The organism is Exiguobacterium sp. s122, assembly GCF_018618475.1.
Classification (GTDB): domain Bacteria; phylum Bacillota; class Bacilli; order Exiguobacteriales; family Exiguobacteriaceae; genus Exiguobacterium; species Exiguobacterium himgiriensis.
This window is the reverse complement of the sequence record NZ_JACSMD010000001.1, coordinates 896,634-923,482: the sequence shown is the minus strand read 5'-3', so window position 1 is coordinate 923,482 and position 26,849 is coordinate 896,634. Positions and strand designations below refer to the sequence as shown.

Below are 26,849 nucleotides of genomic sequence, written 5' to 3'. Positions count from 1 at the left end.
CTCCTTAAAATTCACGGACGCGCATGACGCCCTCGATGTCATATAGTGCATGGACCGACAACTTCTCGTTTTGGTGATTATCGATGTCGATTAGCGTATACGCCACGTCCCCTCGGCTCCGGTTCACCATGTTGTCGATGTTGATGGCGTTCTCAGCCAGCCGGCTCGCGATTTGTCCGACCATGTTCGGAACGTTCAAGTGGAGAACGGCGAGCCGACGTTTGCCGATATACGGCAGCTCGGTGTCAGGAAAGTTCGCCGAGTGACGGATGTTGCCGGTTTCTAAATAAGTCTTCAACGTGTCGACCGCTTGGACGGCACAGTTCACTTCAGATTCCTTCGTCGACGCCCCGAGATGCGGGAACGCGACGACGCGTGGATGTCCGAGGAGGTCATGTTTCGGGAAATCGGTAATATACGTTGCGACGTTCCCGTCGAGTGCGTTCAATAAGTCACCGTCGTTCACCAGCTCGCCACGCGCAAAGTTCAACACGGTCGTCCCTCGTTTCATTTGATTGAACCACGTGGCGTCGATGATTCCACGCGTCTCTGGCGTGAGCGGCATATGAATCGACAAGAAATCGACGTCCGCGAGCAGTTCGCTCACATGTCGCGCACGTTTGACTTGCTTCGAGACGTTCCAGGCCCCATCGACCGACAGATGCGGGTCGTACCCGACGACGTCGACACCGAGTTGAATCAAGTCGCTCGCAAGCGCCGAGCCGATCGCCCCGAGACCGACGATCCCAACTTTCTTACCACGAAGTTCGGATCCGACAAATTTTCGTTTCTCATCCTCCATCGCCCGGTCAAGGAGCGTCTGGTTGGGGAACGTCTGCTCGTTCACCCAACGGACGCCTCGTAAAATCGGCCGGACCGATAGGAGCATGCTCGCGAGCACGAGTTCTTTCACCGCATTCGCATTCGCTCCCGGGGTATGAAACACGACGACGCCTTGACGGGCCAGCCGTTCGAGCGGCAAGTTGTTGACACCCGCACCGGCGCGGGCGATGGCGAGCAAATAGGGCGGAATCTCGGCCTCGTGCACGTCATGGCTTCGAATGACCCAGGCGTCCGCCTGCTCCGACGTGTTCAAGGCATACTCGCTCGGTTCGAAACGGTCGAGCCCTTCTTTTGCAATTTGATTATACGTTTTAATGTGAAACATCATGTCCCCCCTGTTCAAACGCTTGCATCGTCTCAATCAAGCGATTGACGCCCGCAAGCGGCATCGCATTGTATAGACTTGCCCGCAACCCACCGACCGAACGATGGCCGCCGAGCTCAATCAACCCGCGCGTTTGTGCGAACTGCCGAAACGCCTCGTCCGTGACGTCATCGCCTGTCGTGAACGGGATGTTCGTCAACGAGCGGCATGATGGTTCCGTCACGAGCGGACGGAACCGCGTAGACGAATCGAGCGCGTCATACAATCGCTCGCTCTTCTCGCGGTTGCGACGCTCCATCTCGGATACGCCACCTTCCGCCTCGACCCACGCGAGCACCCGTTCAGCGACGTATAGACTGAACGTCGCCGGCGTGTTGAGGAGCGTGTCAACGTGTCGCGCATAGCTCAAGTAACTCGGTACGTCCTGCTCTTGGAGTAAGTCACGACGGACGATGACGACGGTCAAGCCGGCCGGTCCGATGTTTTTCTGAGCCCCGGCATAGAGGAGACCGAATCGTTCGACGTCAATCGGTTCCGCTAATATATTCGAAGAGACGTCAGCGACGAGCGGGACGTTCGTTTCAGGGAGCGTCGTATAGCGCGTGCCTTCGATTGTATTGTTCAGCGTTAGATGAAGATAGTCGACGTCATGAATCGGTTGTGACCAATCCGGGAGCGTCTTATAGTTCGTCGATGCCGAACTACCGACGACGACGACGTCCCCAAACGGTTTGGCATCTTGCATCGCTTTTTTCGACCACGTCCCGCTATCGAGATAAGCGAAACGACCCGAGTTCCGCAAGTTCATCGGGACCATCGAGAACTGAAGCGTCGCCCCACCTTGAAGGAACAGGACGGCGTACGTGTCTGGTATGTGCATCAAGCGGCGAAGCCTGTGCTCAAGGTCATGTACCACTTCCATGAACGTCGACGAACGATGGCTCATCTCGACGATCGAGACGCCACTCCCTTCATATGAAAGAAGTTGTGATTGCACTTCTTCCAACACCGAAGCGGGCAACATCCCCGGACCGGCTGAAAAATTATAAACCACGGCTTCTCCTCCTCTATTTTTCTGTAAGTGGGTACTATTCCGTACTACCGCCGCCATATCCTGCCAAATTAAAAAAATCGCCCTTATCGTTTGATAAGGGCGAACGCTTATTCTTCATCCATCGACAAGACAGACATGAACGCTTCTTGCGGCACTTCGACAGATCCAACCATCTTCATGCGCTTTTTACCTTCTTTTTGCTTCTCGAGAAGCTTCCGCTTCCGCGAGATATCCCCACCGTAACATTTCGCGAGGACGTTCTTGCGGAGCGCCTTGATCGTTGAACGGGCGACAATCTTCGTCCCGACCGCAGCTTGAACCGGTACTTCGAATTGCATCCGCGGGATGAGCGCCTTCAACTTCTCGACGATGACTTTCCCACGCTCGTACGCGAAATCGCGGTGCACGATGAAGCTGAGGGCATCGACGACTTCGTTGTTCAAGAGGATGTCCATCTTGACGAGGCGTGACGGGCGATAACCGATGAGCTCGTAATCGAGTGACGCATAGCCTTTCGTACTCGACTTCAACTGATCGAAGAAATCATAAACGATTTCACTGAGCGGAATCTCATACGTGATTTTCACACGCGTCGTGTCGATATACTGCATATCGATGAACGTCCCGCGTTTCTTCTGACAGAGCTCCATGATGGCACCGACGTAGTCGTTCGGTGTCATGATGGCCGCTTTGACGTAAGGTTCTTCAATCGTTTCAATCTTTTGCTGTTCTGGCATCTTCGACGGGTTATCGACGTGGATGACGTCGCCTGCCGTTGTCGTGACGTGATAGATAACCGACGGTGCCGTCGTAATCAAGTCGATTCCGAACTCGCGCTCGATTCGCTCTTGAATGATTTCCATATGAAGCATGCCGAGGAAACCACTACGGAATCCGAAACCGAGTGCTTGTGACGTCTCCGGCTCGAATTCGAGCGCGGCGTCCGACAACTGGAGGCGCTCGAGTGCTTCACGCAAATCGTTATACTTCGCCGCGTCGATTGGATACAGACCGCAATACACCATCGGGTTCATCTTGCGGTAACCCGGAAGTTGCTCGGTCGCCGGATTCTTCGCAAGCGTGATCGTGTCACCGACCCGGACATCGCCGACCGTTTTAATCGATGCCGAGAGCGTCCCAACGTCCCCGACGTTCAACTCTTTCACCGATACCGGTTTCGGTGTCGACACACCAAGGTCAGTGACTTCGAACGATTTACCCGTCGACATCATCTGAACTTTATCTCCGACTTTGACCGAACCGTTGACGATTCGAATCGAGGCGACGACGCCGCGATAAGCGTCATAATACGAGTCGAAGATGAGGGCTTGAAGCGGCCCAGACGGATCGCCCGTCGGTGCCGGAACGAGCTCGACGATTTGCTCGAGAATCTCTTCAATCCCGATTCCCGCTTTCGCCGAAGCTGGTACCGCGTCACTGGCGTCAAGACCGATCACGTCTTCAATCTCTTGACGAACGCGCTCGACGTCCGCTGACGGCAAGTCAATCTTATTAATGACCGGAATGATTTCAAGGTCGTTATCTAATGCGAGGTAGACGTTCGCGAGCGTCTGCGCCTCAATCCCTTGGGCAGCGTCCACGACAAGGACAGCCCCTTCACACGCTGCGAGCGAGCGTGATACTTCATACGTGAAATCGACGTGGCCTGGTGTATCGATCAAATGAAGGATATACTCTTCCCCGTCTTTAGCCGTATAGTTCAACTTGACCGCGTTCAACTTGATTGTGATTCCGCGTTCACGTTCAAGGTCCATCGCATCAAGCGTCTGTTCTTTCATCTCGCGCGCCGTGAGCGCACCCGTCTTCTCAAGAATCCGGTCAGCGAGGGTCGACTTTCCATGGTCGATATGGGCGATGATGGAAAAGTTCCGAATTTTCTTCTGACGATTCTCTAATTCTTGGTTGTTCATATATGGGTTCACCTATCCTTCTCATGCATACCGTGTCATTATATCAAAATCTTAAGTGTATGTGTACGACCTACTACAACAATACCACATATAGTTTTCAGAATAATCATCAAGTGGTTGCTTTTCAAATAAGCGTTTGCTACAATTGTGCTTGTTCTGTTGAATGATTACTTGAAGTAATGAGAACATACACTTTCTTGTTTCAGGAGGTGACAACCAATGGCAAACATCAAATCAGCAATCAAACGTGCAAAAACTTCTGAAAAGCGTCGCGTCGCGAACTCGCAAGAGAAAGCAGCAATGCGTACAGCAGTGAAACGTGTTGACGCTCTCGTCGTCGAAGGAAACAAAGAAGCTGCTCAAGAAGCTTTCGTCCTCGCTACGAAGAAAATCGACAAAGCTGCAGCAAAAGGTCTTATCCACCAAAACAAAGCTGGCCGTGACAAATCACGTCTCGCAGCTCGCATCGCAGCTCTCTAATTAGAGATCAAACCGAAACAGCCGCCTCCATCAGGAGCCGGCTGTTTTTTCGTATACCATGACATAATGCGTCCCAATCCCTGGAATTTCGAACGGTTCGCCCACGACGACGAGCCCGTTCCGCTCATAGAAACGGACGGCCACTTCCCGGGCGTTGCACCACCACGAGTCATCGACCGCTTTATGTAACGCCTGTAAAAATGACGAGCCAATCCCTTGTCCAGCGGATGCAGGGTCGGTCGCCATCCCCCGGAGTTGATATGGAATCGCCTTGCCATCGAAGTCGCGTCCCATTTCCATCACGGTCGCAATCGATACGACTTGTCCATCCTCGACCCAAGTAAAATGTCGAGTCGTCTGATCGGCATCCCCATCGAAATAACATGCCTCCCGCTCTTGGCCCGGCCGGAGCACTTTATGCCGGAGCGGAATCACCTCTTCAAGTAATACTTGTTGTAAACCCATATCCTCACCTCATACGAGTGTCAATTGACAGACGAGCGTGTCAAAGACGATTTGTTTATCTCCACGACCGGTCTTCATCGACTCATCTGCATCGGCAATCATCGTCAACGCACTAGCGAGCTGTGCCTCCGTGAAATTCCGGCTCGCTTGCCCGGCCAGTTTCACCGTGTACGGATGCGCCCCAATCTTTGACGCGATTTGTTTCTCCCCGTAGCCTTTTTCCGTCAGCTGCTTCGTCAAGTACATATTCCGATATTGACGCGCGAGCAGGGACAACAGTCCGATCAACTCTTGACCTTGTTTCTCTAAATCTCGGACGAGCCGTAACGCCGCATCAGCACGTCGAGCGACTAAAAACTCAGACAACTGAAACACGTTGTCTTCGAGCGTACGAGGGACGAGGTCGTTGACGATTTCGAGTGGGATTTCGCTCCCGTCACTTGCGTACAGCTGCAACTTCTCGAGTTCGCGCACGAGTTTCCCCCAATCGTCGTGGCATAAGAACAAGAGACGTTCGACGGTCGAGCGGTCCATTTTTTGGCCGCGTCGATTCAATTCGTCACCGACGTATCGCATCAACTCCGTCTGGCTCGGCTTTTTCGCCTCGAGGACGATCGCCCGTTCTTTTAAACGTTTGACGACTTTTTTGCGTTCATCGAGTTTCTCGGTTTCGACGATGAAGACGAGTACGGCATACGGCGCCGGTTGGAGTACATAGTCCGTCAATCGTTCGACGTTTTGTTTTTGCTTCTCTTTCGCACCTGTCAAAAACTGCGCGTTCTTCACCACAACGGTCCGATACTCGCTAAAGAACGGGACCGTCTCCGCTTCATCGATGGCCGTGTCGAGGGACGTCTCGTGTAGGTCGAGCCGCATGACATCGAACTGGTCACCGGTCGGGTTGGCCGCTTTGACGATTTCTTTCTCCCACGTATCGAGAAGATACTTCTCTGTCCCGAACAAGACGTATACGTTGGCTACTTTGCCGTTATGGAGCCAAGGTTCATTCAAAACACACACCACTTTCACAATTTATTCTTATCTAAAACATAGATTATCCGCTGCTGATTCGCTATACTAAGGACGGAACCATTTCAAGGAGGGACTCACTATGCATATTAACTCTGTTCGCCCACCAAGCGAAAACCCGTTTGAGAACGACGTCCAATGCAAACGAAACGATGCAATCGATTCAGCGATCGGCTTCATCGTACCGTTCGGCTTTTTCTTCACGCTATTTGCAATTGGTGTCCTCATCAAGTTTTTAAGCCTATAAGCTACGAAACGATTGCCCCGGGGGAGCAATCGTTTTTTAGTTTATCATACATTTCATCGACTGACCTTCGTTTCCACAATCCCTCGGCAAACTCCGCGCTCACACACGACCATCCCGTCCTCATCCGTCCGTAGCACGTGCCTGCCGACAAGTCGCGCCAATACGTCTGGATGCGGATGCCCGTAACGATTGTTTCGCCCGACGCTAGCAATCACCCACTCTGGATCGATCCGGTTCAATAACGCCTCACTCGACGACGTATCCGACCCATGATGGCCAAGCTTGAACACGTCGACGTCGACACTCGGAAGTCCCCCTTCTCCCGCCTCCGGCAAATCACCCGTCAATAAGTACGTCATCCCTCCGACCGCCATGTAGGCCGAGACAGAATTGGCATTCTCATCTGCCTTCCGCTCCGAAGGACTGACGATCCAAAACCATGGATAGGGACGGTCCCCGGCCCGGACGAAACGGACCGGGACATTTTTACGCGCAAGTTTAGATAACAATTCGCCTCGTTTCTCCATATCGGCCGCTTCGGCCGCTAACCACACTTCTTTTACTTGAATCAAATTAAGTAACCCGTCCAACCCGCCAATGTGATCGTGATCGGCATGGGTGAGCAATAAAAAGTCGATTTCTCGTTCGCCCCGCTTCCATAAGTACGGCGCGACGACATCTGCGCCTGGGTCAAACGTCGAGCGTTTTTTCTCCGAAGGGTCATGATACACCCCACCGACATCAATCAAACCGGTGAGGCCGTCCGTCTCGACTACGATCGCATCTCCTTGCCCGACGTCTAAAAACGTGACGCGCCCTTCTTCTTTCAATTCGGACGCCAAGGCGACAGCACTGAGTGTGAGCAACGCGATTCCCCAACCAATCAATTGGCGCCGCTCGAGAAAGAGAAGTCCAATCCATAATCCGATGGCGAGAAGGAACGAGCCCCAAACGGTCAGCTCATGGAGCGGGAGCCACGGTTTGACCTGATTGTGTAGCGTGAACGTCCCATGTAGCCCGTCGAGTACCGGATGAAGCAACGGTTCATATAACGGTACGAGATACGCCAAAAAGCCGAGAGGAATCATCACCCACGAGAAGAGAATGGCCACAATTACGTTATAGAACGGAGCCACAATCGAGATGACCGGTTGCACGTGCCATAACAAAATCAAACCAATCCATTGGGCATAAATCGCCAGACTGAGCACGTTCGTCCATTGCGAACGGGTCACAATCAAGAAGAGCGTCATCCCGACCGTGAGTTGAAACCCAAGATTAAATAACAAGTAAGGTTGAAGTGCGAGTAATGCCGCCGCGCACCAACTTAAAAGACGCATCGGGTCACGGACCGAATAACCGAATAGTGAGAAGACGAGTACCATGTCGGCGACTAGTACGGCGCGCGCGACAGGCGGAGAGAATCCGGTCAGCCACCCGAATGCGGTCACAATCAATACAATGAGGATCATCTTTGTTTCACGATGAAAGGGGAATGGCACAAGGAGCCATTTGAACGCGAGGACGAGCAGGGCGATATGTGAACCTGAAATGACGAGCAGATGTAAAAGCCCTGTGACCCGATACGAAAATGACGTTTCTTCATCCAACAATCGCCCTTCTCCAAATAAGAGTGCCTCCATGTACAGCGCCACATCAGGCCGATACGTCGCCTCGATGCGGGACAACTGGCGCTCTTTGAACCGAAGCATCATCCCGTCCAATCCGGCTGTCGGACGACAGGCGGTCACGGTGACTTGGCTTCCTTTGAATGAAAGGCCTGCACCTTTCGCCCACGCTATTTCATCAAATCCTCCGACATTTCGAAGCGGTGCGAACGAATCAGGCTCGAACGTGACGAGACACGTCTCTCCCGGACGGCCGAGCGTTACTTCGCGCCCGACCAATACCCCATCCGCTCCAGACGTCTCGCCGTATAATCGGACGGAACGGCCATTGTCACGTCGGCTCTCGATTGAGAACAACACGTCTTCCCCTCCAGTGATGACCGGTGGCTCGTCGTGCCAAAAAATGATCAAGGCGAGACAACCTGCACCGATATACGTGCCGGCCGACTGACCGCGCCATGTCGCAAGCAAAAAGAGGAATAGCACGAAGCCGACGAGGACGAAGCCTTGGGTCCAAGCGATGAGGACGCTGATTGGAAGTAGCGGAAAAATCGGCATCTTACGGGACCAGCAGATAGCCCTTCATGTTTTCTAACGTCTTCTCACCGAACCCTTTCACGTTCCGAAGCTCTTCATAGGACTTGAATGGACCATGTTCTTTCAAATAATTTAATATCGCCTCGGCTTTAGCCGGTCCGATCCCCGGGACCGTCATCAATTCCTCTTTCGTCGCACTGTTGACGTGGACCCCGTTCGTTCCAGTCTCGGTCGTCTCCGGTGCGACCTCGAGAAGCTCGCCTTTTTTCGGCACCGTGATCTTTGACCCATCGACGAGCAGTTGGGCCAAGTTCAACTGTTCGGGCTCGGCATCAGCAGTCAACACGGCAAGCGTCAGGACGTCACCGACCCTTGCCCCAGGCGGCATCTCATATACATCCGGTGAGACGACGGCTCCTGTCACATAGACGACGACTCTTCCTGTTGCCGGCTCTGCTTGAACCGACTCTTCCGCTTTCAGTTCGAATTGTTCGACCATCGGTGTCTCCGGCTGTCTCGACGCGAACATGTAGCCGACCGCCATGAATAAAGCCACAACCAGTCCGATGACGTAACGTTTCCATTTTTCCATCTCGCTTCCTCCTATCGACACCTTCTGGTCTATAGTATGCGCCCGAATCATCTACTGCTCATCTAGGGCTATCTCCTCGATTCAGTCGCTTGCTTGTCCGTTGTAGCGTCCGACTCGACCCGTTTTTCCATATAAAAAAAGAGACAAGCCGAAACTTGTCTCAATCGTTTTGAAAATGTTGGACTTGATCGGCAAGTGCCGCTGCCTGTCCTTCGAGTTCTTGCATCAAAGCGAAAATTTGGTCAAAGCTCGCCTGTTGTTCTTTCATCGAGGCGGCCACTTCTTCATTTCCGGCGGCAAGCTCTTCAGTCACCCCGCTCACTTCTTCGACCCGCTTCAACACGTTCGTCACTTCGCTACTCGAGGCGAGCATTTCTCGCTCGATCGTATGGACGAATGCGGCGACATGGTCTGTCCGATCATGAATTCGCGTGAACGCTTGTTTCGTCAAGCCGAACGCTTGGAGTTGGGCCGTCTGTTCTTGACTCGCTTCTTCGACCGTCTGTTTCAATCGCTCCACTTCTTCATGAATCGATTGGACGACACTAAAGATCGAGCGTGTCGCCACGTTACTCTCTTCAGCTAACTTCTTCACTTCGCTCGCGACGACGGCGAATCCGCGTCCTGCTTCGCCGGCACGGGCCGCTTCAATCGCCGCGTTCAACGCGAGTAAGTTCGTTTGGGCTGCCACGTCTTCGACAAGCTTCGCCATCCGTTCAATCTCGTCGGTATTTCGCGCGAACGCATCCATTCGCTTGACGAGGGTCGTATTTCGTTCGCTCGAGCGTTGCAAGATCCGTTCCTGGTCGGTCAACGTCTCAATCCCGTCTTGGACTTCGCGCGTCATCGCCGTCGTCTCTTCCGTCGTCTGACGCGTCTGCTTGAGGCTCGTCTCGAAGGAAGCCGCCATGAGCCCGACCGACTCGAGCGTCTCTTGTAGCTCGTTCGCAATCGATTGGGCCCCGTTCGCCATCTCATCGACTGCGTTCGTGATGTTTGACGTCGTGCTGACGACCGCCTCGTTCTCGGTCGCGGCCGTCTCGGTCATCGTGTTGACTTGCATCGAGGTGACACGGATTGATCCGATTACCGTTTGAAGAGAAACCGTCATGTGTCGCATCGCCCGTTCAAGACGTCCAATCTCATCTTGTCGCGACGACTCGGGTAACGAAATCAGTTGACCGGAAGCAATCGCTTCGGCCGCCTCGACGGTCCGCTCGAGCGGTTGCGTGATTGAACGAGCGAAGAAGAAGTTGTACACCCCGAGCGCTACGATGACAAAAGCCGTCAGCACGATCGAAATGATAAACAGTTGTTTCGTCTCTTGTGCCGCCTCACGCTGAAGCGCTTCGTAGAAGGCCCCATTCTTCAAGAGGAGCGTGTTCACATCGTTCAATAATCCTTCGAGCTTGGCTGCTTGAATCCGGGCTGCAATCCCGCCGGCCTCCGCCTCGACGTTCTCACCGATGCGCGCGTACTTTGCTGTCGCCCGTTCCAAATGTTCGTTGAACGCCGGAATTAAATACGTACGTTCTAGCGTCTCAAACGTGGCCACGTTGTTTTCGCGGATGCGTGTTAACTGATTCAACGTCGCCGGGCTCATCTGCTCGCCAAGTGATGTCCAAAGTGACTGTTCTTGAAGGAGGGACGTCTCGAGTTGAGACAACTCAATCATTTGTGAGCCGTACTGTTCGTTATACGTTTGCAATCGATTTAACGTCGCCAAGACGTAACTCATCATCAAGACGATCAAAACGACCGTAAACACCGTTGACACAATAAATCGTTTTCGTAAACTCATTGTTGTTTGCCCTCCAGTAGCCGTTTCTCGAATGCGTCAAAGCGTTCCCGTTCCTCGTCGCTCCACTGGACGCGACGAAGTGCGGCAAGACCGACCCCGCCCTCCTCGAGACCAAGCGTGAGATGTTCGCTGAAGGCTTCCTCTTGAACGTTATCCGCGATGGCGACGATGGCTAAGTCCACTTGTTTTAACATCGACGTGATGACCGCATCCGGGGCAATCATCGATTGATCGCTATCGACCCCGATGGCCTTCACGCCGTTCGCTTGCGCGGTCTGTAAGACACCGACACCGGTCAATCCTGCCGCCGCATATAAGACGTCGGCTCCTGCCTCGATCTGTTTCTCGGCCAACTGCTCTCCGATTTCAGGCGAGGCAAAGTCATTCGCATAATCGACAATGAGTTCGACGTCGGCGTTTACCGCTTTCGCTCCGAGTAAAAAGCCGGTCGAGAACTTTTGAATCAACTCGTTGTCCACGCCGCCGACAAATCCGATTTTTCCTGTCTCTGTCTCAAGACCTGCCACCGCACCGGCCAACGCGCTCCCTTCTACTTCTTCAAACGTTACGGACATCACGTTCGGTAACGTCGAAACGGCGTCAATCAAGGCGAACTGTTGGTCTGGATGATTGGCAGCCACTTTCTCTAAATCTTCTTGGCATGCGAAGCCGAGCCCGATGATGACATCGTGCCCTGCAGCGACAAGCTGTTCAAAACCAGCTTCATATGTTTTTGTTTCTTCAAGCTCACGGTAATCGACGTACCATTCCCCTGTTTCTCGCAATTGGCCCATGCCTCGCATGGCGGCGTCGCTAAACGATTGGTCCCCGAGACCGACGTCTGATAAGACGACACCCATTGACTGTCGCTCCTCAATGGCGGCCTCTGGTTTGTCGATGACAGATTGACAGGCCGACAACCACAAGACGCTTGCGGTCATCAAACCGAGTATGACTCCTTTTTTCATATGACTCTTCCTCTCTCTATTGGTCTGACATCTCCCTTATCGACACAATTCGACTCGGCTTGAAGTCAATCCGTTTGAAAGTTAGGGAAATCTTACAAACCATGAAAAAAGGTTGCAGACGATTTCGTCTGCAACCTTTTGTCTTATTCTTCTGTCGCGGCAATGGTCTCAGTGAGTTTGCGCTCCGGCACCTCTCCGGTCGGCACGTTGCCCTTTCCGACGAAGTTGTCGAGCAGATCTTTCATGTCGATTCCTGAAGAGGCTTTAAGCGTCTGTTGGAGCGACGCCATCAAGTCGGTCGCATAACCGGTCACTTTGCCGGCGCCTCCGTCTTTTCCACTTCCAGTATCAACAACGGTGATTTGATCGATGTTCCCAAGCGGCGCTGCAATCTGCTTCGCGTAATCCGGGAGCATCTTGACGACCATATCGAGAATGGCTGCTTGGCCATATTGTTCGAATGCTTCGGCGATTTTTTGTTTCGCTTCCGCTTCGGCGAGACCTGTCAAGCGGATGATTTCGGCTTCCGCTTCCCCTTTCGCCCGCTCCGAGTCGGCTTCGGCGACACCGGCGAGTCGAACGCGTTCTGCGTCGGCTTTCGCTTCGGCCTCGATGCGGTACTTCTCGGCATCGGCTGAGGCAATTTGACGGGCTTTATCCGCTTCCGCTGACTGCTCGATCGCATAGCGATCGGCGTCGGCTTTCTTCTTCACTTCCGAGTCATATTGTTTCTCACGACGCATAATTTCTTTTTCTTCGAGTTCGATTTGCTTCTGACGCTCGATGATTTGAACTTGCATTTGTTGCTCGGTGACTTCTTGTTTCGCTCGCGCTTCTTCAAGCTCATACGCTTGGTCGGCACGGGCTTTGGCGACGTCTTGCTCACGACGGTACGCCGCGATGCGGAGCTGGTTCTCTTTCTCGGCTTCTGCGATTTCTGAGGCCCGCTCGAGCTCGGCTTTCTTCGCGTCTTTCATCGCTTCGGCTTGCTTGATGCGTGTCTCTTTATCTGCCTCGGCTGTCGCGATGTCTGCATCCCGTTTAACTTGGGCGATTCGCGGTTTTCCGAGTGACTCGAGATAGCCGTTCTTGTCACGAACGTCTTTAATCGTGAACGAGACGATGACGAGACCCATCTTCGCTAAGTCTTGTGAAGCGACACGTTGGACTTCTTGTGAGAACTTGTCCCGGTTCTTATAAATCTCTTCGACCGTCATCGAACCAAGGATGGAGCGGAGGTGACCTTCGAGTACTTCTTTCGCCTCGTTCTCACGCTCGATTTTTGGTTTGCCGAGGAATTGCTCGGCCGCCGTGGCGATTTCACTGATTGAGCCACCGATTTTAATGATGGCCGTTCCGTCCGCCATGACCGGGACACCTTGTTCCGTATAAACTTCCGGTGTTGTGACTTCAAGCTTGCTCGAGAGAAGGCTGAGCGGTTCTGCCTGTTGGAAGACAGGTAACACGAACGTACCGCCACCACGGATGATTTTGACCCGGTTGCCCGAGGCGTCGCTATGGACATTTTTCTTTCCTAAGTAACTTCCGGTGACGATTAGCGCCTCATCCGGTCCGACCGTACGGTACTTTAATACGAATACAAAAATCAGGGAAAGAATAATAACCCCAACGATAATACTTGCAAGGATGACTGTATCCATCTATCCATTCTCCTTCCGGATTGTCGGTTCGTCGTATTCCATGACGACCGCAATGTTTCGTTCTACTTCAATGATGACAACGCGACGGTCTGCCGAGATGGCTTTCCCGTCAATGCTTTGCGCCGTCTTTAATACGGAGCCGGTCACCGATTCGACGAGCACTTCTCCATATCCACCTTCGGGCACAGGGACGGTCAACCGGCCGACGAGGCCGATGAGTGACTCATCGGTCATCCCGATAGATTCCTCCGCATTCGAGAGCGGCAATAAGACGAATAAGTAAAGAAGCGTCGTCAAGGCGAACGAACCGACAAGGGCGACGGCGAGCCCAATCATCGGCGAGACGTGCGCAAGCGCATTTAAAATGAGACCAATTCCCGCCCCGAGTGCCAAGAACGAAAGGATGACGGCTGGGTTGAACCAGCCTTCAAACATGTCGAACGCGTCTGAAAATAGCATATACACGAACGTTCCGAGTCCCGCAATGATGAGGACCCACCAATATAATTGATCGAGTGACTCCATTACCACCCCTCCTCGCTTCGGCGTTCATGTTCGTAGGCGAGCACGCGACGCAGATGCTCGACTTCAAGCGCGAGCGCCCGTTCAATCGTATCCCATTCTGTGAGCGGACGGGTCGGTTGCTCCATGGATTGCCGGACGCGCCCTAACGTCTTCTCGAATGTCAATCGATCATAACGATCGACAGCTTCTACTCTCTCTTGCCGCAACAACGTCAAATAATGATCGACTTCTGCTTGCAGCGTGATGATTTGCTCTGTCGTCGCTTCTGACGACTCTTGCATGAGTAGGCGACGTACCCGTACTTGATGGGCAACTAGCTTAGCGATTCTCGATTCGAGCTCGAGAATTTGTTTATAGAGGAATTCCGCCTCGCCTTGCTCCGTGTCCTCGCGCCACCACATTTTTGCCTCACCTCATTTCACTTCTACTCGTCTCACTGTTTCATACGGAAAAGCCAGTGTGCTGGTTTCAAAATATACAAAAAAAATGTAAAATTAATTTGCGAGATAGAAAGGAAGTGCTCCTGTTGGGCAATCAAGTCATTCAATTATCAACCGAGGCGCAGAACGCCTTGATCGAGCGCTACGCACCTCACGCGGTCAAACCGCCACCTTATGCGAAATTTAGCGCGAAAACACCTTCGTGTGTGATTACCGTTTACAATTCGGGTAAAGTCATGTTCCAAGGTCAAGCGGCTGAGACGGAGGCGGCGAAATGGGGAACGCCAGTAGCAAAAAAAGTGGCCGCCACTTCGATGCTACCGGAAGGATTTTCGGATTGGTCGGTCGTCGGCAGTGATGAAGTCGGTAAAGGCGATTACTTCGGTCCGCTCGTCATCGTCGCCGCCTACGTCCCAAAAGAAAAAATCGAACTCGTCAAAGAATTAGGCGTCAAAGATTCGAAGTTATTGTCTGACCCTGAGATTAAACGCATCGCCCGTGATTTGCACGTGACGATCTCGTATCAGAAAGCGACGCTTCATAACCCGATGTACAATAAGATGCAAAAGACGATGACGCAAGGAAAGATGACCGCCATCGCCCATAACGCCGCCTTATCGGCCCTTCTCGACAAACTCGAGGAGAAACCGGATGCGATTTTGATTGATCAGTTCGCAGAAAAGGCCGTCTATTATAAGCACCTGAGTCAAGAGCGTCACATCGTCAAGGACGACGTCTATTTCTCGACGAAAGCGGAAGGGCTGCACGTCGCCGTGGCAGCCGCCTCGATTTTGGCACGTGCGTTCTTTTTGAAGGAAATGGACAAATTGAGTCAAACTGTCGGCCTCACCTTGCCAAAAGGTGCGGGCGCCAAAGTCGATCAAGCGGCCGCCACGTTAATCCGTCGCGATGGCGTCGATCGATTGAACGGCATCGCCAAAGTCCACTTCGCCAATACGAAGAAAGCCATACGCTTGAGTGAGTTGAAACGATAGTGCTTCCAAGCGACATATGGTATATTGTTTTTATGGTTTAATGAACTTAAAAATTTTTGGAGGATAGCGTTCATGTTGCATTATAAAACGTATACATTAAGCGACGACCATCCTTGGGTCATCTTCATTCATGGCGCCGGGGGGAGCCTGTCTCACTGGTATCGTCAAATCCGACCGTTTAAAAAGAAATATAATGTCCTGTTGCTCGATTTACGTGGACACGGCGGGTCTTATGATGCCGAGCAGTCGTTAACGCAACCGCTCAACGCATACACGCTCGACGTCGTGGTTGAAGACGTGGTCGAAGTGATGGATCACTTGAACATCGAAAAAGGTCATATGGTCGGACTATCGCTCGGGACGATCGTCATTCAAGCGATGTTCGAACACCATCCGGAACGTATTGCCTCGGTCGTGCTCGGGGGCGCGATCGTCAAATTTAACGTTCGTTCGACGTTATTGATTCGTCTCGGTAGCCTCGTGCAAAACTTCGTCCCTTATATGTGGCTCTATCAACTGTTCGCCTGGATTTTATTGCCGAAAAAACGTCATAAGAAATCACGTATGATGTTCGTCCGTGACGCGGCTAACCTGTGTCAACGTGAATTCATTCGATGGTTCAAGATGACTGAAAACATGAATCCGTTGCTCCGACATTTCTCATCGATTCAAACGGCCGTCCCTATTCTTTATGTGATGGGGGATGAGGATTACATGTTCCTCGAAGCTGTCGAACGTACGGCGAAACACCAACCGACGGCGAACGTTCATGTCGTCGAGGATTCTGGTCACGTCGTCAACGTCGATCAGCCGGATATCTTTAACACCGTCTCGATGAATTTTATTGATGAACAAGTTGGCTTGCTTACGGCCAGCACCTCATAACGCCATGTATGGCGAATGGTAGCGCTCTCAAATTGGGAGCTGCTACCTCTTTTTATTTATCGTTCCAATTTTTTTCAGATAAATTTTCAGAAAATATTGATTATTGAAAAATGTCATGTTACTCTAAGACAAATCTTAGCAAAACGGAGGAGCGAAACGCCATGCATACACAGACACAACACGGCCTGCTGATTATTATTCGACGAAGGGACTGAAAATCGACTCGTAACCGAGACGAATTTTTGGGCCCTTGTTTCGATGGATTCGGACGAGGCGCTCACCGTGAACCATTTGCGCCTATCCCATTCGGATAGGTTTTTTTATTGGAAAACAGACAGAGGAGATGATGGAAGTGAAACAGTACGCAATGGATCGAATGATTAAAATTTCAGCCGGGATGGCAAGCGCCGTCCTCGTCACGCTCGGGGTCGGACTCTTGATTGAGACGATCGGGAAAATGGCGGGGCTCGACATGCTCGTCACGATCGGGCAAGTCGCCAAGTCACTTCTCGCCCCGGCGCTCGGCGCCGGTGTCGCCTATCAACTCGGTGGCAACACGCTCATTTTATTCAGTTCGATGATTGCGGCAACCGTCGGCGGGGCTGCCCTCCAACCGACCGAGAGTGGACTCGTCCTCGTCCCGGGTCAACCGATCAGCGCTTTGATTGCAGCGGCTGCGGCTGTTTGGATCGGGAAACGCGTTCTTGGAAAGACAAAGTTTGACATGATGGTCGTCCCGGTTTCCGCCGTTCTTGGTGGCGGGATCGTCGGGGTCGGTGCAGCGGCCGTCACGACGCCGCTCATCAATACCATCAGCGCAAGCATCACCGCGTCGGTCAACACGTCGCCGATTGCCACATCACTCGTCATCGCGCTCGTCTTTAGTGTCATGCTCATGTCGCCGGCATCATCTGCTGCGCTCGCCATCGCGCTTCAACTCGACCCTGTCGCGAGTGCGGCCGCCTTGATTGGATGTACAGCCCAGTTCGTCGGGTTCACGCTCATGGCTTATCGTCAAACCGATCCAGGCGGTTTGGTCGCATCGTTCTTCGTTACACCGAAAGTCCAGTTCCCGAACGTCGTCAAAAACCCTCGGGTCGTCATGCCACCCTTTATCGCGGCCATGATCAGTGCCCCGATTGCGACGCTCTGGTTCTCCCTCGAAGTCCCATACGAGATTGCCGGACTCGGCTTGAACTCGATGATCGCCCCGCTCAATATCTTGGCGGCTCAAGGTGCCGAGGCGTTCGCCATCTTCGTCGGTACAGGCGTCGTGCTTCCCGCTGTCATCACGTTCCTTCTTTATAAAGTGACCTGCCTCGTCGGATGGACGAAATTTGGCGACTTGGCACTCGAAGTCCAATAAAAAAACTGCGATTCCTTCACGTAGGAATCGCAGTTTTTAGGTTAAGCGCGAACGTCGGCGCCGTGTGTCGCTTTGACGGCGGCGATGATCGCCTCATACGACGCTGCCACTTCTTCATCTTGAAGCGTGCGCGACGGATCTTGATATTTAAGTGAGAAAGCGAGCGACTTCTCGTCTTCCCCGACGTTCTCACCTGTATAGACATCGAACAAGGCGAGGTCAATCAAGAGCGGACCGGCCGCTTGCTTTATCGTCGTTTCGACGAGACCAGCGGGGACGTCTTGTGGTAAGACGAGTGCCAAGTCTCGCGTGATGGACGGGTAGCGCGGCACGTCTTCATAAATCAATGTCGCTTCTGTATCGAACGCTTGGAGATCGAGTTCGAAGACGTACACTTCCTTCAAGCCGTACATATCTTTCGACACACCAGGATGCACTTGCCCGACATAGCCAACGACCTCGCCGTCAACCATGACGTTCGCCGTGCGGCCCGGATGCATGTCTGGAATCGATGCGGCTTCATACGTGACTTCGGTCCGAAGCGTATGCGCCAACGTGTCGACAAGACCTTTTGCGATGAAATAGTCGACCGGTAGACGTGTCCCTTGCGAACGATGGTCGTACCAAAGACCTGTCAAGACACCGGCCACACGTTCGGTCTCAAGCGGTAACGTCTCCCCGACATTGACGTAGACGCGTCCTGTCTCATACAAGGCAACGTTCGCTTGTTGACGAGCGGTGTTATGTCGTACTGCCTCAAGGAGTCCTGGGACGAGTGACGTCCGGAGCACCGTGCGTTCTTCGCTCATCGGCATCGCCAACTGTACTTTTGTCGCGGACTCGCCCCCGAATCGTGACGCATGCGCTTCACTCGTCAACGAGTACGTAATCGCCTGCGACAAGCCGGAACCTTGCAGTACACGACGCACACGACGGCGCAAGACGTTGACATGCGGTAAATACCCTTTCGTCGTCGAAGCTGGAAGCGTCGAGGGGAGGCTGTCGTAACCGAACAGACGAGCCACTTCCTCTGTCACGTCTGCCGGCAGCTCAAGGTCAGGACGACGGGACGGGACGTTAACAGTCAACAGTTCGTCTCCCTCGACATCGAGTCCAAGGCGATTCAAAATCGAGACGATCGTCTCACGGTCGAGCTTCATTCCAAGTCGCTCATTGATATACGTGACCGAGACGTCAATCGTCCGTGCAGCCGACTGGACAGCGCCTGATGTCACCGCGTCACGAATCGTTCCGCCGCCGACGGACTGAATCAATTGAGCTGCACGATCGAGTGCGCGCATGACGCGCTCCGGGTCAACTCCTTTTTCAAAACGGGCGCTCGAGTCGGAGCGAAGTCCGAGCGTACGGCTCGTCTTACGCACCGATGTCGGGACGAAATAAGCGGATTCGAGCACGATGCTCGTCGTCGTCGCATCGACTTCCGTGCTCGCACCACCCATGACACCTGCAATCGCGACCGGCACGTTCCCGTCCGTGATGACCATCATCGACGAATCAAGCGTACGCGTTACGTCGTCAAGCGTCTCGATCGTCTCTCCGTCGTGTGCTTGACGGACACCGATAGTTTGGCCGAGCTTCGACGCATCGAACGCATGAAGCGGTTGGCCGAGCTCGAGCATGACGTAGTTCGTGACGTCGACGACGTTGTTGATGGGACGGACGCCTTCTGCGATTAAGACGTTTTTCAACCATTGTGGCGAGTCCTCGATGTTGACACCGTCCACACGGCGTGTCGCGTAATAAGGACAGTTGTCCGTCTCGAGGGTGACCGTGACGTTGTTTTCACCCGTTGCTGTGACATCTGTATCGGGTAACGTGTACGGACGCTCTAGAATCGCCGCCACCTCATGAATGATGCCATAGAGGCTGAGACAGTCAGAACGGTTCGGCGTCAAGCCGAGTTCGAGCACTTCATCATCGAGGTCGAGTAGACGAATGACGTCTGCGCCGACTTCGACCGCTTCACGGAACGTATGAATCCCGTTTTGTTCGTCTTCGCGGATTTGTTTCTTCTCGAACCCGAGTTCCTCAAGGGAACAAATCATCCCTTGCGACTCGACACCGCGTAGTTTCGCTTTTTTAATTTTCAAGCCAGGAAGCGTCGCCCCGACTTTCGCGACGATCACGTGTTGGCCGGCCGATACGTTCGGTGCACCGCAAACGATTTGAGCCGTCTCGCCACCGATGTCGACCGTCGTCACGTTCAATTTATCCGCTTCCGGATGCTTCTCACACGTCAAGACGTGTCCGACGACGAGTCCACTCAATCCTTCAGCTCGATTCGTCACACCTTCCACTTCGATTCCGCTCTTTGTAATCAAATCGGCCAGTTGTTGTCCGCTCAAATCCGAGACGTCGATATAGTGATTCAACCATTTTTTAGATAATAACATGTGTGGTCCCCCTTAGAATTGCTCGATGAAGCGTAAGTCGTTTGTATAGAAGTGACGAATGTCGTCGACACCGTGTTTGAGCATCGCCATCCGCTCGACACCGATTCCGAAGGCGAAACCGGACATTTTTGATGAATCGTATCCCGCCATCTCAAGCACACGCGGATGTACCATCCCGGCACCCAAAATTTCAATCCAACCAGTTCCTTTACAAACGTTACAGCCTGTGCCGCCACACTTGAAACAAGAAATATCGACTTCAACCGATGGTTCCGTGAACGGGAAGAAACTTGGACGGAGACGAATCTCGCGCATCTCACCGAACAGTTGCTTGACGAACGCCTCGAGCGTCCCTTTCAAATCGGCCATCGAAATGTGTTCATCGACGACGAGTCCTTCGATTTGCAAGAATTGATGCGAATGCGTCGCATCGTCTTCATCTCGACGATACACTTTCCCCGGGCAGATAATTCGAATCGGCTCGCCGTTTGCGAGTAACATCGTCCGCGCCTGTACCGGAGACGTGTGTGTCCGGAGTAACGTCTCGTCCGTGATGTAGAACGAGTCTTGCATGTCACGGGCCGGATGGTCTTTTGGAAGGTTGAGCATCTCGAAGTTATACAAGTCCGTCTCGACTTCTGGTCCTTCGGCAATCGTGTAGCCGAGTCCGACGAACAAGTCTTCCATCTCATCGACGATTTGTTGGAGCAGATGCGTATGTCCCGGGAGCGACGTTCGTCCTGGTAACGTGACGTCAATCGTCTCGGCCGCTAGTTTCGCTTCAAGCTCTGCCGCCTTCACCGATTCGATGCGTGTCTCAAGCGCTTCTTGAATCGTGGCGCGCACCGTGTTCGCAAGATCTCCGACGACCGGGCGTTCTTCCGGCGAAAGTTTGCCCATCCCGCGTAACACCTCGGTCATTGGTCCTTTCTTGCCTAAATACTTAATGCGGACTTCGTTTAACGCCTTTTGCGTCGAGGCGACCTCAATTTCTTGAAGAGCTTCCTGTTGTAACGCTTGTAACTGTTCTTTCATCAATAATTCCTCCTCTACAAAAAAAGTCCCTTCAGTCATTGACTGAAGGGACGAATCATCGCGGTACCACCCTACTTGGCCCGAAGGCCCACTTGAGAGCATCGGTATCGAGATGCCAACCCGGTGTTGTCTCCAACACGACTCCAGAGTGAATTCGGCGCCGTCCGAGGCGTCGGCTTCCAATCACGGCCGATGCTCCCTGTACTCGTTCGGTAGTTCGCGTACTATGCTCTTTCAACGTCTATCGTATATCGTTCAATATACATAACCTATCATGAAACAGAAAAGCTGACAAGATTAACGTAATGCGATCCGGTACATGAGAATTCCTGCTGCAACCGCCGCGTTCAACGACTCGGCGTCTCCGAGCATCGGAATATGGACCCGAGTGTCACATAAAGCGAGCACGTCCGCATGGACCCCTTGGGCCTCGTTCCCTATGACGAGCGCGACATTGTCACCGAAGTCGACCTGATCGTACGACTTAGCTTTCGCGAGCGCCGTCCCGTAAATGTGGAACCCTTCACTCTTCAGTTCCGGTAACGTCTCGAGTAAATCGACCGTTCGCACGTTCACGTGGAACAATGAGCCTTGCGTCGCCCGGACTGCCTTGGCGTTATACGGATCGACTGTCCCTTTTCCGAGTAATACCGTGTCAAATCCGGCGGCATCGGCCGTTCGAATCATCGTCCCGAGGTTACCCGGATCTTGAATCCGGTCGAGGACGAGCACGTGCTTCATCTTCCGCTCGACGGGCGACATGTTGACGACCGCGAACACACCTTGTGTCTTCTCGGTCTCGGACAAGATGTCCGCCACGTGATCGGCGAGCTCGAGAACGGGCATCTGGTCAAGACGCCATGAACTCTTCGGTGTGTACGACTCGCCGACAATGAGTTGGACGAGCCGGCCTGCACGAATCGCCTCATCGACCAAGTGTTCTCCTTCGACAAGGAATTGTCCGGATTCTTGTCTACCCTTTTTCGTCATCAAGCGCTTCAAGCGTTTAATCGTCTCACTTTTCGTTGACGTGATTTTCGTCATATTATCCCTCTTTCAGCCATTGGACCGTCTCATGGTCCAACCGTTTTGTGAGCGCGACGACGAGCTCGACGGCTGCCTCATAGTCCGCTTTATGGATAATCGAGACGTTCGTATGCAAGTAACGAACCGGTACGGTGAGCGCGACCGCAGGCATCCCGATTCCAGATAAGTGGAAACGACCCGCGTCTGTTCCGCCGCCCGGCGTCAAGTCGAGTTGATACTTGATCTCGTTTTCTTTCGCAACCTCTACGATTAAATCGATGAGACGCGGGTTTGTGATTGTCGTCGCATCAAAGAAGATGACTTGAACCCCTTCTCCGAGCTTCGATTGACCTTCGGCAGGGGTCATCCCTGGTGTATCGCCAGGAACCCCTGTGTCAACGGCGATGGCGACGTCCGGCTTGAGCAAGTTGGCGGCCGTGACAGCACCACGCAACCCGACTTCTTCTTGGACGGTCGCACCGGTGTAAACGACACCCGGGGCTTTGTCTTCTTTCAATCGTTTCGCCGCCTCAATCGCGATGGCACAGCCAATTCGGTTATCCCACGCTTTCGCCATTAAGAAATCTTCATTTTTCATGACCGTGAACTCGCAATGCGGAACGACCGTATCACCCGGACGGATGCCCCATTCTGCGACTTGTTCTTTCGACGTGGCACCGATATCTAAGAACATGTCTTTAATCTCGACCGGTTTCTTCCGAGCTTCAAGTGGCAACACGTGTGGGGGTTTCGCCCCAATCACGCCAGGAATCTTTTCGCCTGCGCGTGTCACGACATCCATCCGCTGAGCGAGCAATACTTGGTTCCACCAACCGCCGAGCGCTTGGAAGCGAAGGAATCCGCCTTCTTCAATCCGCGTGACCATAAAGCCGACTTCGTCCATATGTCCGGCGATCATGACACGAGGGCCATCCGCGTCGCCGGTCATACGACCGAATAAGCTACCGAGACCATCTTGTTCGAACGATTCGACGTGCGGTTCGAGGTATTCGCGCATGATTGCCCGCACTTCTCCTTCGTTACCTGGTACGCCTGTCGCATCAGTCAATCGTTTCAACATATGTAAGGATTCATTCATCTCTAGATCGCTCCCTTATCCGATTAATAGCCTTGATCTTGTCGCTCATGGTTTTGTTTGTTTTTTGAGACATACGCCAGCATAATCAATTCTTCATTGAAACCTAACGTATATCCGAGTTCGAGATATGCCGCCATCAGCGTCTCGTACATCGCTTCCGTTTTCGACAAACCAAAGTTCGTCACTTTCCGGAATACGTCTAAAAAAGCATCAGTCGCATCAAGATACGAGCTACCGGCCGGGAACGACTCCCGTTCGTAACCGAGGGCGAGACCGAGCGACAATAAAAAGTGAATGCCGTCGACATACTCCTCTAAGATCACGTCTTGAGGCGACGGGCCTTTCGTCGACCAAAATTTAAAACTACGGGTCTCATTGGCGAGTTCCCCAAGTTCGACGAGCAAAGCGAGTAACCGCTCATCAAATTGGTTCCCGGATAATTGATGTTCTTCTTTGATCCGTTCGTCCAATCGACGTTGCTGATCAAATAATGTTGTCCAGTTCACCGGTTGCTCCTCCTATTCTCCATTCAAAGCAGTACTAAAATCATTAAAGACCAGCCCACCGCTAAAATCAATACTTGTAATTGGATGCTTTTTGGGGCATGAACGGTCTTTTTGCGAGTCAAATGAAGCCCAAAGAGCGCACCAATCGCTCCGCCTGCGTAAGCATACAACACATTGAAATCACCATTGCCGTGTGTATATTGTTTCGCTTGAATATAAGTGAAGACGTTCAAGACGATGAGTGCCAAGGCGACGATGGCTAAAACCGATTGATCCATGTGTTCTCCTCCTTCTCTTCATCTTAAGAAATTCATGAGAAAAAAGAAAGCGCCGAGATAAGGTCTCGGCGCTTTCGTTTGAACTTAAGCGTTCAATTTTGATTTAGCTGTGTCAGCGAGTGACGCGAATGCTTGTGCATCTGTCACAGCAAGCTCAGCAAGCATCTTACGGTTGATGTCGATCCCTGCAAGCTTGAGGCCGTGCATCATACGGCTGTATGAGAGACCGTTTGTGCGTGCTGCCGCATTGATACGTGTGATCCAAAGACGACGGAAATCACGTTTCTTTTGACGACGGTCACGGTAAGCGTACATGAGTGACTTCATGACCTGTTGTTTTGCTACTTTAAATAGAATATGTTTTGCGCCATAATAACCTTTGGCCAATTTGATTTGCTTTTTACGACGTTGACGAGTCGTATAACCGCCTTTTACGCGTGGCATATAGTTTCCCTCCTAAATTCCTTCTGTATTACTTCGCGATCATGTTGCGAATGCGTTTGAAGTCTCCAGCTGATACGATAGCGCCTTTACGGAGCTTACGTTTCGCTTTTGTCGATTTGTTACCAAACAAGTGACTTGTGTAAGCGTGTGAACGCTTGAGTTTACCTGATGCAGTACGTTTGAAACGTTTTGAAGCACCACGGTGCGATTTCATTTTCGGCATGAGTATTTCCTCCCCACTATGACTCGATGATTAATCTTCTTTCTTCGGAGCCAGCACTAAGAACATGCTGCGTCCTTCCATCTTCGGCTTTTGCTCAACAGTTGCCAAATCGGCACATTCCGCCGCCAATTTCTCCATGACGCGTTTCCCGATTTCAGAGTGGGTGATGGCACGTCCGCGGAAACGAATTGATGCCTTCACTTTATTTCCGTTCTCGAGGAACTTACGCGCGTTACGCAACTTCGTCTGGAAATCGTTTTCCTCGATCGTTGGGCTAAGACGCACTTCTTTCATCTGGATGACTTTTTGGTTTTTACGCGCTTCTTTTTCCTTCTTCTGAAGTTCGAAACGGTATTTCCCGTAGTCCATGATTTTGGCGACCGGTGGGTTCGCTTTGTCGGCGACCAAGACAAGGTCAAGTTCAGCCTCTTCTGCTAAACGCAATGCCTCATTGCGCGATTGCACACCGAGTTGTGCACCGTCCGCTCCAATTAAGCGAACTTCACGGGCACGAATGTTTTCGTTGATAAAGAGCTCTTTGCTAATGGTTAGCACCTCCATCGTGCGGATGCACGAGTTTTAGATTGTTCAGACAACATGGCAATAAAAAAAGCGTCGGCAGTTTCCCGCCCACACATCATTTCGAACCAGAGACGGACGAACTCCGCACTTTGGTTACGTTCATGATGGACCTGCCCGAACCGATTCGGACGAGGTGAGAAGCGGGCGCTTCTGCTTTGTTGTTTTTAATCACTATGTCATCTTAACACTAGCATGAAAAGATGTCAAGAATTCGCGCATGAATAATTGGTAGCTCACACTTTTATGATAATAACAGTCATTCCATCGTTTCGCAATACCTTTTGCAAGGGAATAAAAATAAAAAGGGAGGGATGGACATGAATTGGCGAAAAGATGTAGGGAACGATCACGATTACCATGCCCAAGTCGAACGGATTGTCACGGAAACGATGCGTCACCACGGACTCGAAGATGAAAAGCTAAAAGCCGTACTGACCGATCTGTTAGAAGAAATGAACCGCATCACCCTTAAGATTGTCGATGACCATACGAGTGCCCGCGACTATATCCATAAACGATGGTATTAAAAAAGGGCTTGCGCCCTTTTTTTGTGATTAGTTCGTCAACGATTTGAAGAAGTTGCTCAGTGCGGCGAACAACCGGGCGAAGAAACCTTTGACTTCTTCTTGTTCGAGGAACGCCTGAACGTTTTGTCCGGCCCCTTTTAACCCATCACTGATCGATGCCCAATCGAGGTTCGCTTGTTGCATATTTTCGAACAGCCCCGTCAATTGGTTCAACTGGGTGTCCGACAGTTGGACGTTGTTTTGATTGAGCACTTGAATGACGATGTCGCGAATCTCAATATTCGTCTCTGGCTTTTGGTTGGCGATCGCCGCCTTAATATCGTTCATGAGGCCGGCGACATCCTCTTGTCCGACCGTCTTGCCGATTTCCGAAGTGACGGCGAGCTCTTCTTGGGCGAGCGCCTTGCGTTCTTCTGACAGCTCGATGCCAGTCTCACTTGCGGTGACGTCATACGCCTTCATGATGCCTGTTAGGGCAGACGTCCCTGTGACACGAATCGGTGAGGTAATGTAAATGTCCGCGTCGGTCACGCCTGCCGTGACGAGTGCATTCGCATACATGTCTTCGGTCACCCACGTGACGTTCTCCGTCTTAATGTTTAATCCGCTGCCTTCTTCCATCAATTTGATGCGGGCCGACGAATACATGCCGCCCCCACGTTGGGCTTGCGGCACGGCATCCCCTAAATATTTGTCTTCATCGGCGGACGTCGTGATAATCGGTTCAATCCCGGCCGGTGCTTCGACACGTTCGAGTACCCATTCTTGTTGATTCGAAGAGAGGGACTCCCCGAGTGTGACGATCGTATCGTCCACGATGGCTTCTGCGTTTACTTTAGGTATCATGCTCGTCGCGACGACCGAGCCGATCGTCAGCGCTACGAATGGTTTCATATAATTCAAAATGATCACTCCTTTCTTCTACCTTACGTGTTCTCTCACC

The 26,849-nt window shown here is 52.3% G+C and carries 28 protein-coding genes; 6 read left to right on the top strand and 22 right to left on the bottom strand.

Features of this window, described 5'->3' with window-relative positions; genetic code table 11:
- Window positions 1-4: 4 nt before the first annotated feature.
- Genes KNP92_RS04670 through lepA form a run of 3 tightly spaced genes read right to left on the bottom strand, consistent with a single transcriptional unit; the run spans window position 5 to window position 4,153 of the window.
- The gene (locus tag KNP92_RS04670) at window positions 5-1,168 is read right to left on the bottom strand and encodes a phosphoglycerate dehydrogenase (protein ID WP_214837908.1); all 1,164 of its coding nucleotides are present in this window, start codon (window positions 1,166-1,168) and stop codon (window positions 5-7) included.
- Entirely contained in the window at window positions 1,155-2,279 is a 1,125-nt protein-coding gene (serC, locus tag KNP92_RS04665) for a 3-phosphoserine/phosphohydroxythreonine transaminase (RefSeq protein WP_214837905.1), read from the bottom strand. The genes KNP92_RS04670 and serC overlap by 14 nt, the downstream gene beginning before the upstream one ends.
- Before the next feature lie 50 nt (window positions 2,280-2,329).
- Window positions 2,330-4,153, bottom strand: coding sequence for a translation elongation factor 4 (gene lepA / locus KNP92_RS04660; protein ID WP_214837901.1), 1,824 nt, complete (start codon window positions 4,151-4,153; stop codon window positions 2,330-2,332).
- Window positions 4,154-4,372: 219 nt separating this feature from the next.
- Between lepA and rpsT the strand changes: the two genes are divergently transcribed.
- Window positions 4,373-4,633: a 30S ribosomal protein S20 gene (gene rpsT / locus KNP92_RS04655; protein ID WP_214837888.1), complete on the top strand. Its 261-nt coding sequence runs from the start codon at window positions 4,373-4,375 to the stop codon at window positions 4,631-4,633.
- Window positions 4,634-4,663: 30 nt separating this feature from the next.
- Here rpsT and KNP92_RS04650 read toward each other — a convergent pair whose 3' ends face one another.
- Window positions 4,664-5,098: a GNAT family N-acetyltransferase gene (locus KNP92_RS04650; protein WP_214837885.1), complete on the bottom strand. Its 435-nt coding sequence runs from the start codon at window positions 5,096-5,098 to the stop codon at window positions 4,664-4,666.
- A 9-nt stretch (window positions 5,099-5,107) separates the two neighbouring features.
- A complete protein-coding gene (holA, locus tag KNP92_RS04645) occupies window positions 5,108-6,118 on the bottom strand; it encodes a DNA polymerase III subunit delta (protein WP_260564068.1) in 1,011 nt (336 codons plus the stop codon).
- 91 nt (window positions 6,119-6,209) lie between these two features.
- Between holA and KNP92_RS04640 the strand changes: the two genes are divergently transcribed.
- Window positions 6,210-6,374: a YqzM family protein gene (locus KNP92_RS04640; protein ID WP_024371416.1), complete on the top strand. Its 165-nt coding sequence runs from the start codon at window positions 6,210-6,212 to the stop codon at window positions 6,372-6,374.
- A 53-nt stretch (window positions 6,375-6,427) separates the two neighbouring features.
- Here the strand turns inward: KNP92_RS04640 and KNP92_RS04635 are convergent, their stop codons facing one another.
- The 7 genes from KNP92_RS04635 to KNP92_RS04605 all read right to left on the bottom strand — a co-directional run bounded on the left by KNP92_RS04635 (window position 6,428) and on the right by KNP92_RS04605 (window position 14,487).
- Window positions 6,428-8,560 (bottom strand): DNA internalization-related competence protein ComEC/Rec2, encoded by a 2,133-nt coding sequence (locus KNP92_RS04635; RefSeq protein ID WP_214837879.1) that lies wholly within the window; start codon window positions 8,558-8,560, stop codon window positions 6,428-6,430.
- A gap of 1 nt (window position 8,561) precedes the next feature.
- A complete protein-coding gene (locus KNP92_RS04630; protein WP_214837876.1) occupies window positions 8,562-9,131 on the bottom strand; it encodes a helix-hairpin-helix domain-containing protein in 570 nt (189 codons plus the stop codon).
- 160 nt (window positions 9,132-9,291) lie between these two features.
- The gene (locus KNP92_RS04625) at window positions 9,292-10,932 is read right to left on the bottom strand and encodes a methyl-accepting chemotaxis protein (RefSeq protein ID WP_214837873.1); all 1,641 of its coding nucleotides are present in this window, start codon (window positions 10,930-10,932) and stop codon (window positions 9,292-9,294) included.
- Window positions 10,929-11,900: a BMP family lipoprotein gene (locus KNP92_RS04620; RefSeq protein ID WP_034809373.1), complete on the bottom strand. Its 972-nt coding sequence runs from the start codon at window positions 11,898-11,900 to the stop codon at window positions 10,929-10,931. The genes KNP92_RS04625 and KNP92_RS04620 overlap by 4 nt, the downstream gene beginning before the upstream one ends.
- Before the next feature lie 143 nt (window positions 11,901-12,043).
- Window positions 12,044-13,561: a flotillin lipid rafts scaffold protein FloT gene (locus tag KNP92_RS04615; RefSeq protein ID WP_214837871.1), complete on the bottom strand. Its 1,518-nt coding sequence runs from the start codon at window positions 13,559-13,561 to the stop codon at window positions 12,044-12,046.
- Window positions 13,562-14,086, bottom strand: coding sequence for an NfeD family protein (locus tag KNP92_RS04610; protein ID WP_211780859.1), 525 nt, complete (start codon window positions 14,084-14,086; stop codon window positions 13,562-13,564).
- Window positions 14,086-14,487 carry a hypothetical protein gene (locus KNP92_RS04605; protein ID WP_211780858.1) on the bottom strand — a complete coding sequence of 134 codons (402 nt, stop codon included), beginning with the start codon at window positions 14,485-14,487 and terminating at the stop codon, window positions 14,086-14,088. Before KNP92_RS04605 ends, KNP92_RS04610 begins: the two co-directional genes overlap by 1 nt.
- Before the next feature lie 125 nt (window positions 14,488-14,612).
- On the opposite strand from KNP92_RS04605, the gene rnhC reads away from it, so the two are divergent.
- The 3 genes from rnhC (at window position 14,613) to KNP92_RS04590 (ending at window position 17,772) form a co-directional block, all read left to right on the top strand.
- Window positions 14,613-15,521 carry a ribonuclease HIII gene (rnhC, locus tag KNP92_RS04600; RefSeq protein ID WP_214837868.1) on the top strand — a complete coding sequence of 303 codons (909 nt, stop codon included), beginning with the start codon at window positions 14,613-14,615 and terminating at the stop codon, window positions 15,519-15,521.
- A 72-nt stretch (window positions 15,522-15,593) separates the two neighbouring features.
- Window positions 15,594-16,406: an alpha/beta fold hydrolase gene (locus KNP92_RS04595; protein WP_034809367.1), complete on the top strand. Its 813-nt coding sequence runs from the start codon at window positions 15,594-15,596 to the stop codon at window positions 16,404-16,406.
- Between the two features lie 343 nt (window positions 16,407-16,749).
- Complete coding sequence (locus tag KNP92_RS04590) at window positions 16,750-17,772, top strand: PTS sugar transporter subunit IIC (protein ID WP_214837865.1); 1,023 nt, start codon at window positions 16,750-16,752, stop codon at window positions 17,770-17,772.
- Between the two features lie 41 nt (window positions 17,773-17,813).
- On the opposite strand, the gene pheT is transcribed toward KNP92_RS04590, so the two are convergent.
- The 9 genes from pheT to infC form a co-directional block, all read right to left on the bottom strand.
- A complete protein-coding gene (pheT, locus tag KNP92_RS04585; protein ID WP_214837863.1) occupies window positions 17,814-20,186 on the bottom strand; it encodes a phenylalanine--tRNA ligase subunit beta in 2,373 nt (790 codons plus the stop codon).
- Window positions 20,187-20,198: 12 nt separating this feature from the next.
- Window positions 20,199-21,221 carry a phenylalanine--tRNA ligase subunit alpha gene (gene pheS, locus KNP92_RS04580; RefSeq protein WP_214837860.1) on the bottom strand — a complete coding sequence of 341 codons (1,023 nt, stop codon included), beginning with the start codon at window positions 21,219-21,221 and terminating at the stop codon, window positions 20,199-20,201.
- A 297-nt stretch (window positions 21,222-21,518) separates the two neighbouring features.
- Window positions 21,519-22,265, bottom strand: a complete 747-nt coding sequence (locus tag KNP92_RS04575; RefSeq protein WP_214837857.1) for a TrmH family RNA methyltransferase — start codon at window positions 22,263-22,265, stop codon at window positions 21,519-21,521.
- Window position 22,266: 1 nt separating this feature from the next.
- Window positions 22,267-23,346: a M42 family metallopeptidase gene (locus tag KNP92_RS04570; RefSeq protein WP_214837854.1), complete on the bottom strand. Its 1,080-nt coding sequence runs from the start codon at window positions 23,344-23,346 to the stop codon at window positions 22,267-22,269.
- 23 nt (window positions 23,347-23,369) lie between these two features.
- A complete protein-coding gene (locus tag KNP92_RS04565; RefSeq protein WP_034809356.1) occupies window positions 23,370-23,852 on the bottom strand; it encodes a dUTP diphosphatase in 483 nt (160 codons plus the stop codon).
- Window positions 23,853-23,875: 23 nt separating this feature from the next.
- The gene (locus KNP92_RS04560) at window positions 23,876-24,130 is read right to left on the bottom strand and encodes a hypothetical protein (RefSeq protein WP_214837851.1); all 255 of its coding nucleotides are present in this window, start codon (window positions 24,128-24,130) and stop codon (window positions 23,876-23,878) included.
- Window positions 24,131-24,214: 84 nt separating this feature from the next.
- The gene (gene rplT / locus KNP92_RS04555; protein WP_024371399.1) at window positions 24,215-24,574 is read right to left on the bottom strand and encodes a 50S ribosomal protein L20; all 360 of its coding nucleotides are present in this window, start codon (window positions 24,572-24,574) and stop codon (window positions 24,215-24,217) included.
- Window positions 24,575-24,602: 28 nt separating this feature from the next.
- Entirely contained in the window at window positions 24,603-24,797 is a 195-nt protein-coding gene (gene rpmI, locus KNP92_RS04550) for a 50S ribosomal protein L35 (protein WP_021065641.1), read from the bottom strand.
- Between the two features lie 30 nt (window positions 24,798-24,827).
- Window positions 24,828-25,358, bottom strand: coding sequence for a translation initiation factor IF-3 (infC, locus tag KNP92_RS04545; RefSeq protein WP_034809354.1), 531 nt, complete (start codon window positions 25,356-25,358; stop codon window positions 24,828-24,830).
- Between the two features lie 338 nt (window positions 25,359-25,696).
- Here infC and KNP92_RS04540 point away from each other — a divergent pair, with 338 nt between their 5' ends.
- Window positions 25,697-25,906 (top strand): hypothetical protein, encoded by a 210-nt coding sequence (locus tag KNP92_RS04540; RefSeq protein ID WP_214837848.1) that lies wholly within the window; start codon window positions 25,697-25,699, stop codon window positions 25,904-25,906.
- A 27-nt stretch (window positions 25,907-25,933) separates the two neighbouring features.
- On the opposite strand, the gene KNP92_RS04535 is transcribed toward KNP92_RS04540, so the two are convergent.
- Window positions 25,934-26,800 carry a DUF1002 domain-containing protein gene (locus tag KNP92_RS04535; RefSeq protein ID WP_214837845.1) on the bottom strand — a complete coding sequence of 289 codons (867 nt, stop codon included), beginning with the start codon at window positions 26,798-26,800 and terminating at the stop codon, window positions 25,934-25,936.
- Window positions 26,801-26,849 lie beyond the last annotated feature (49 nt).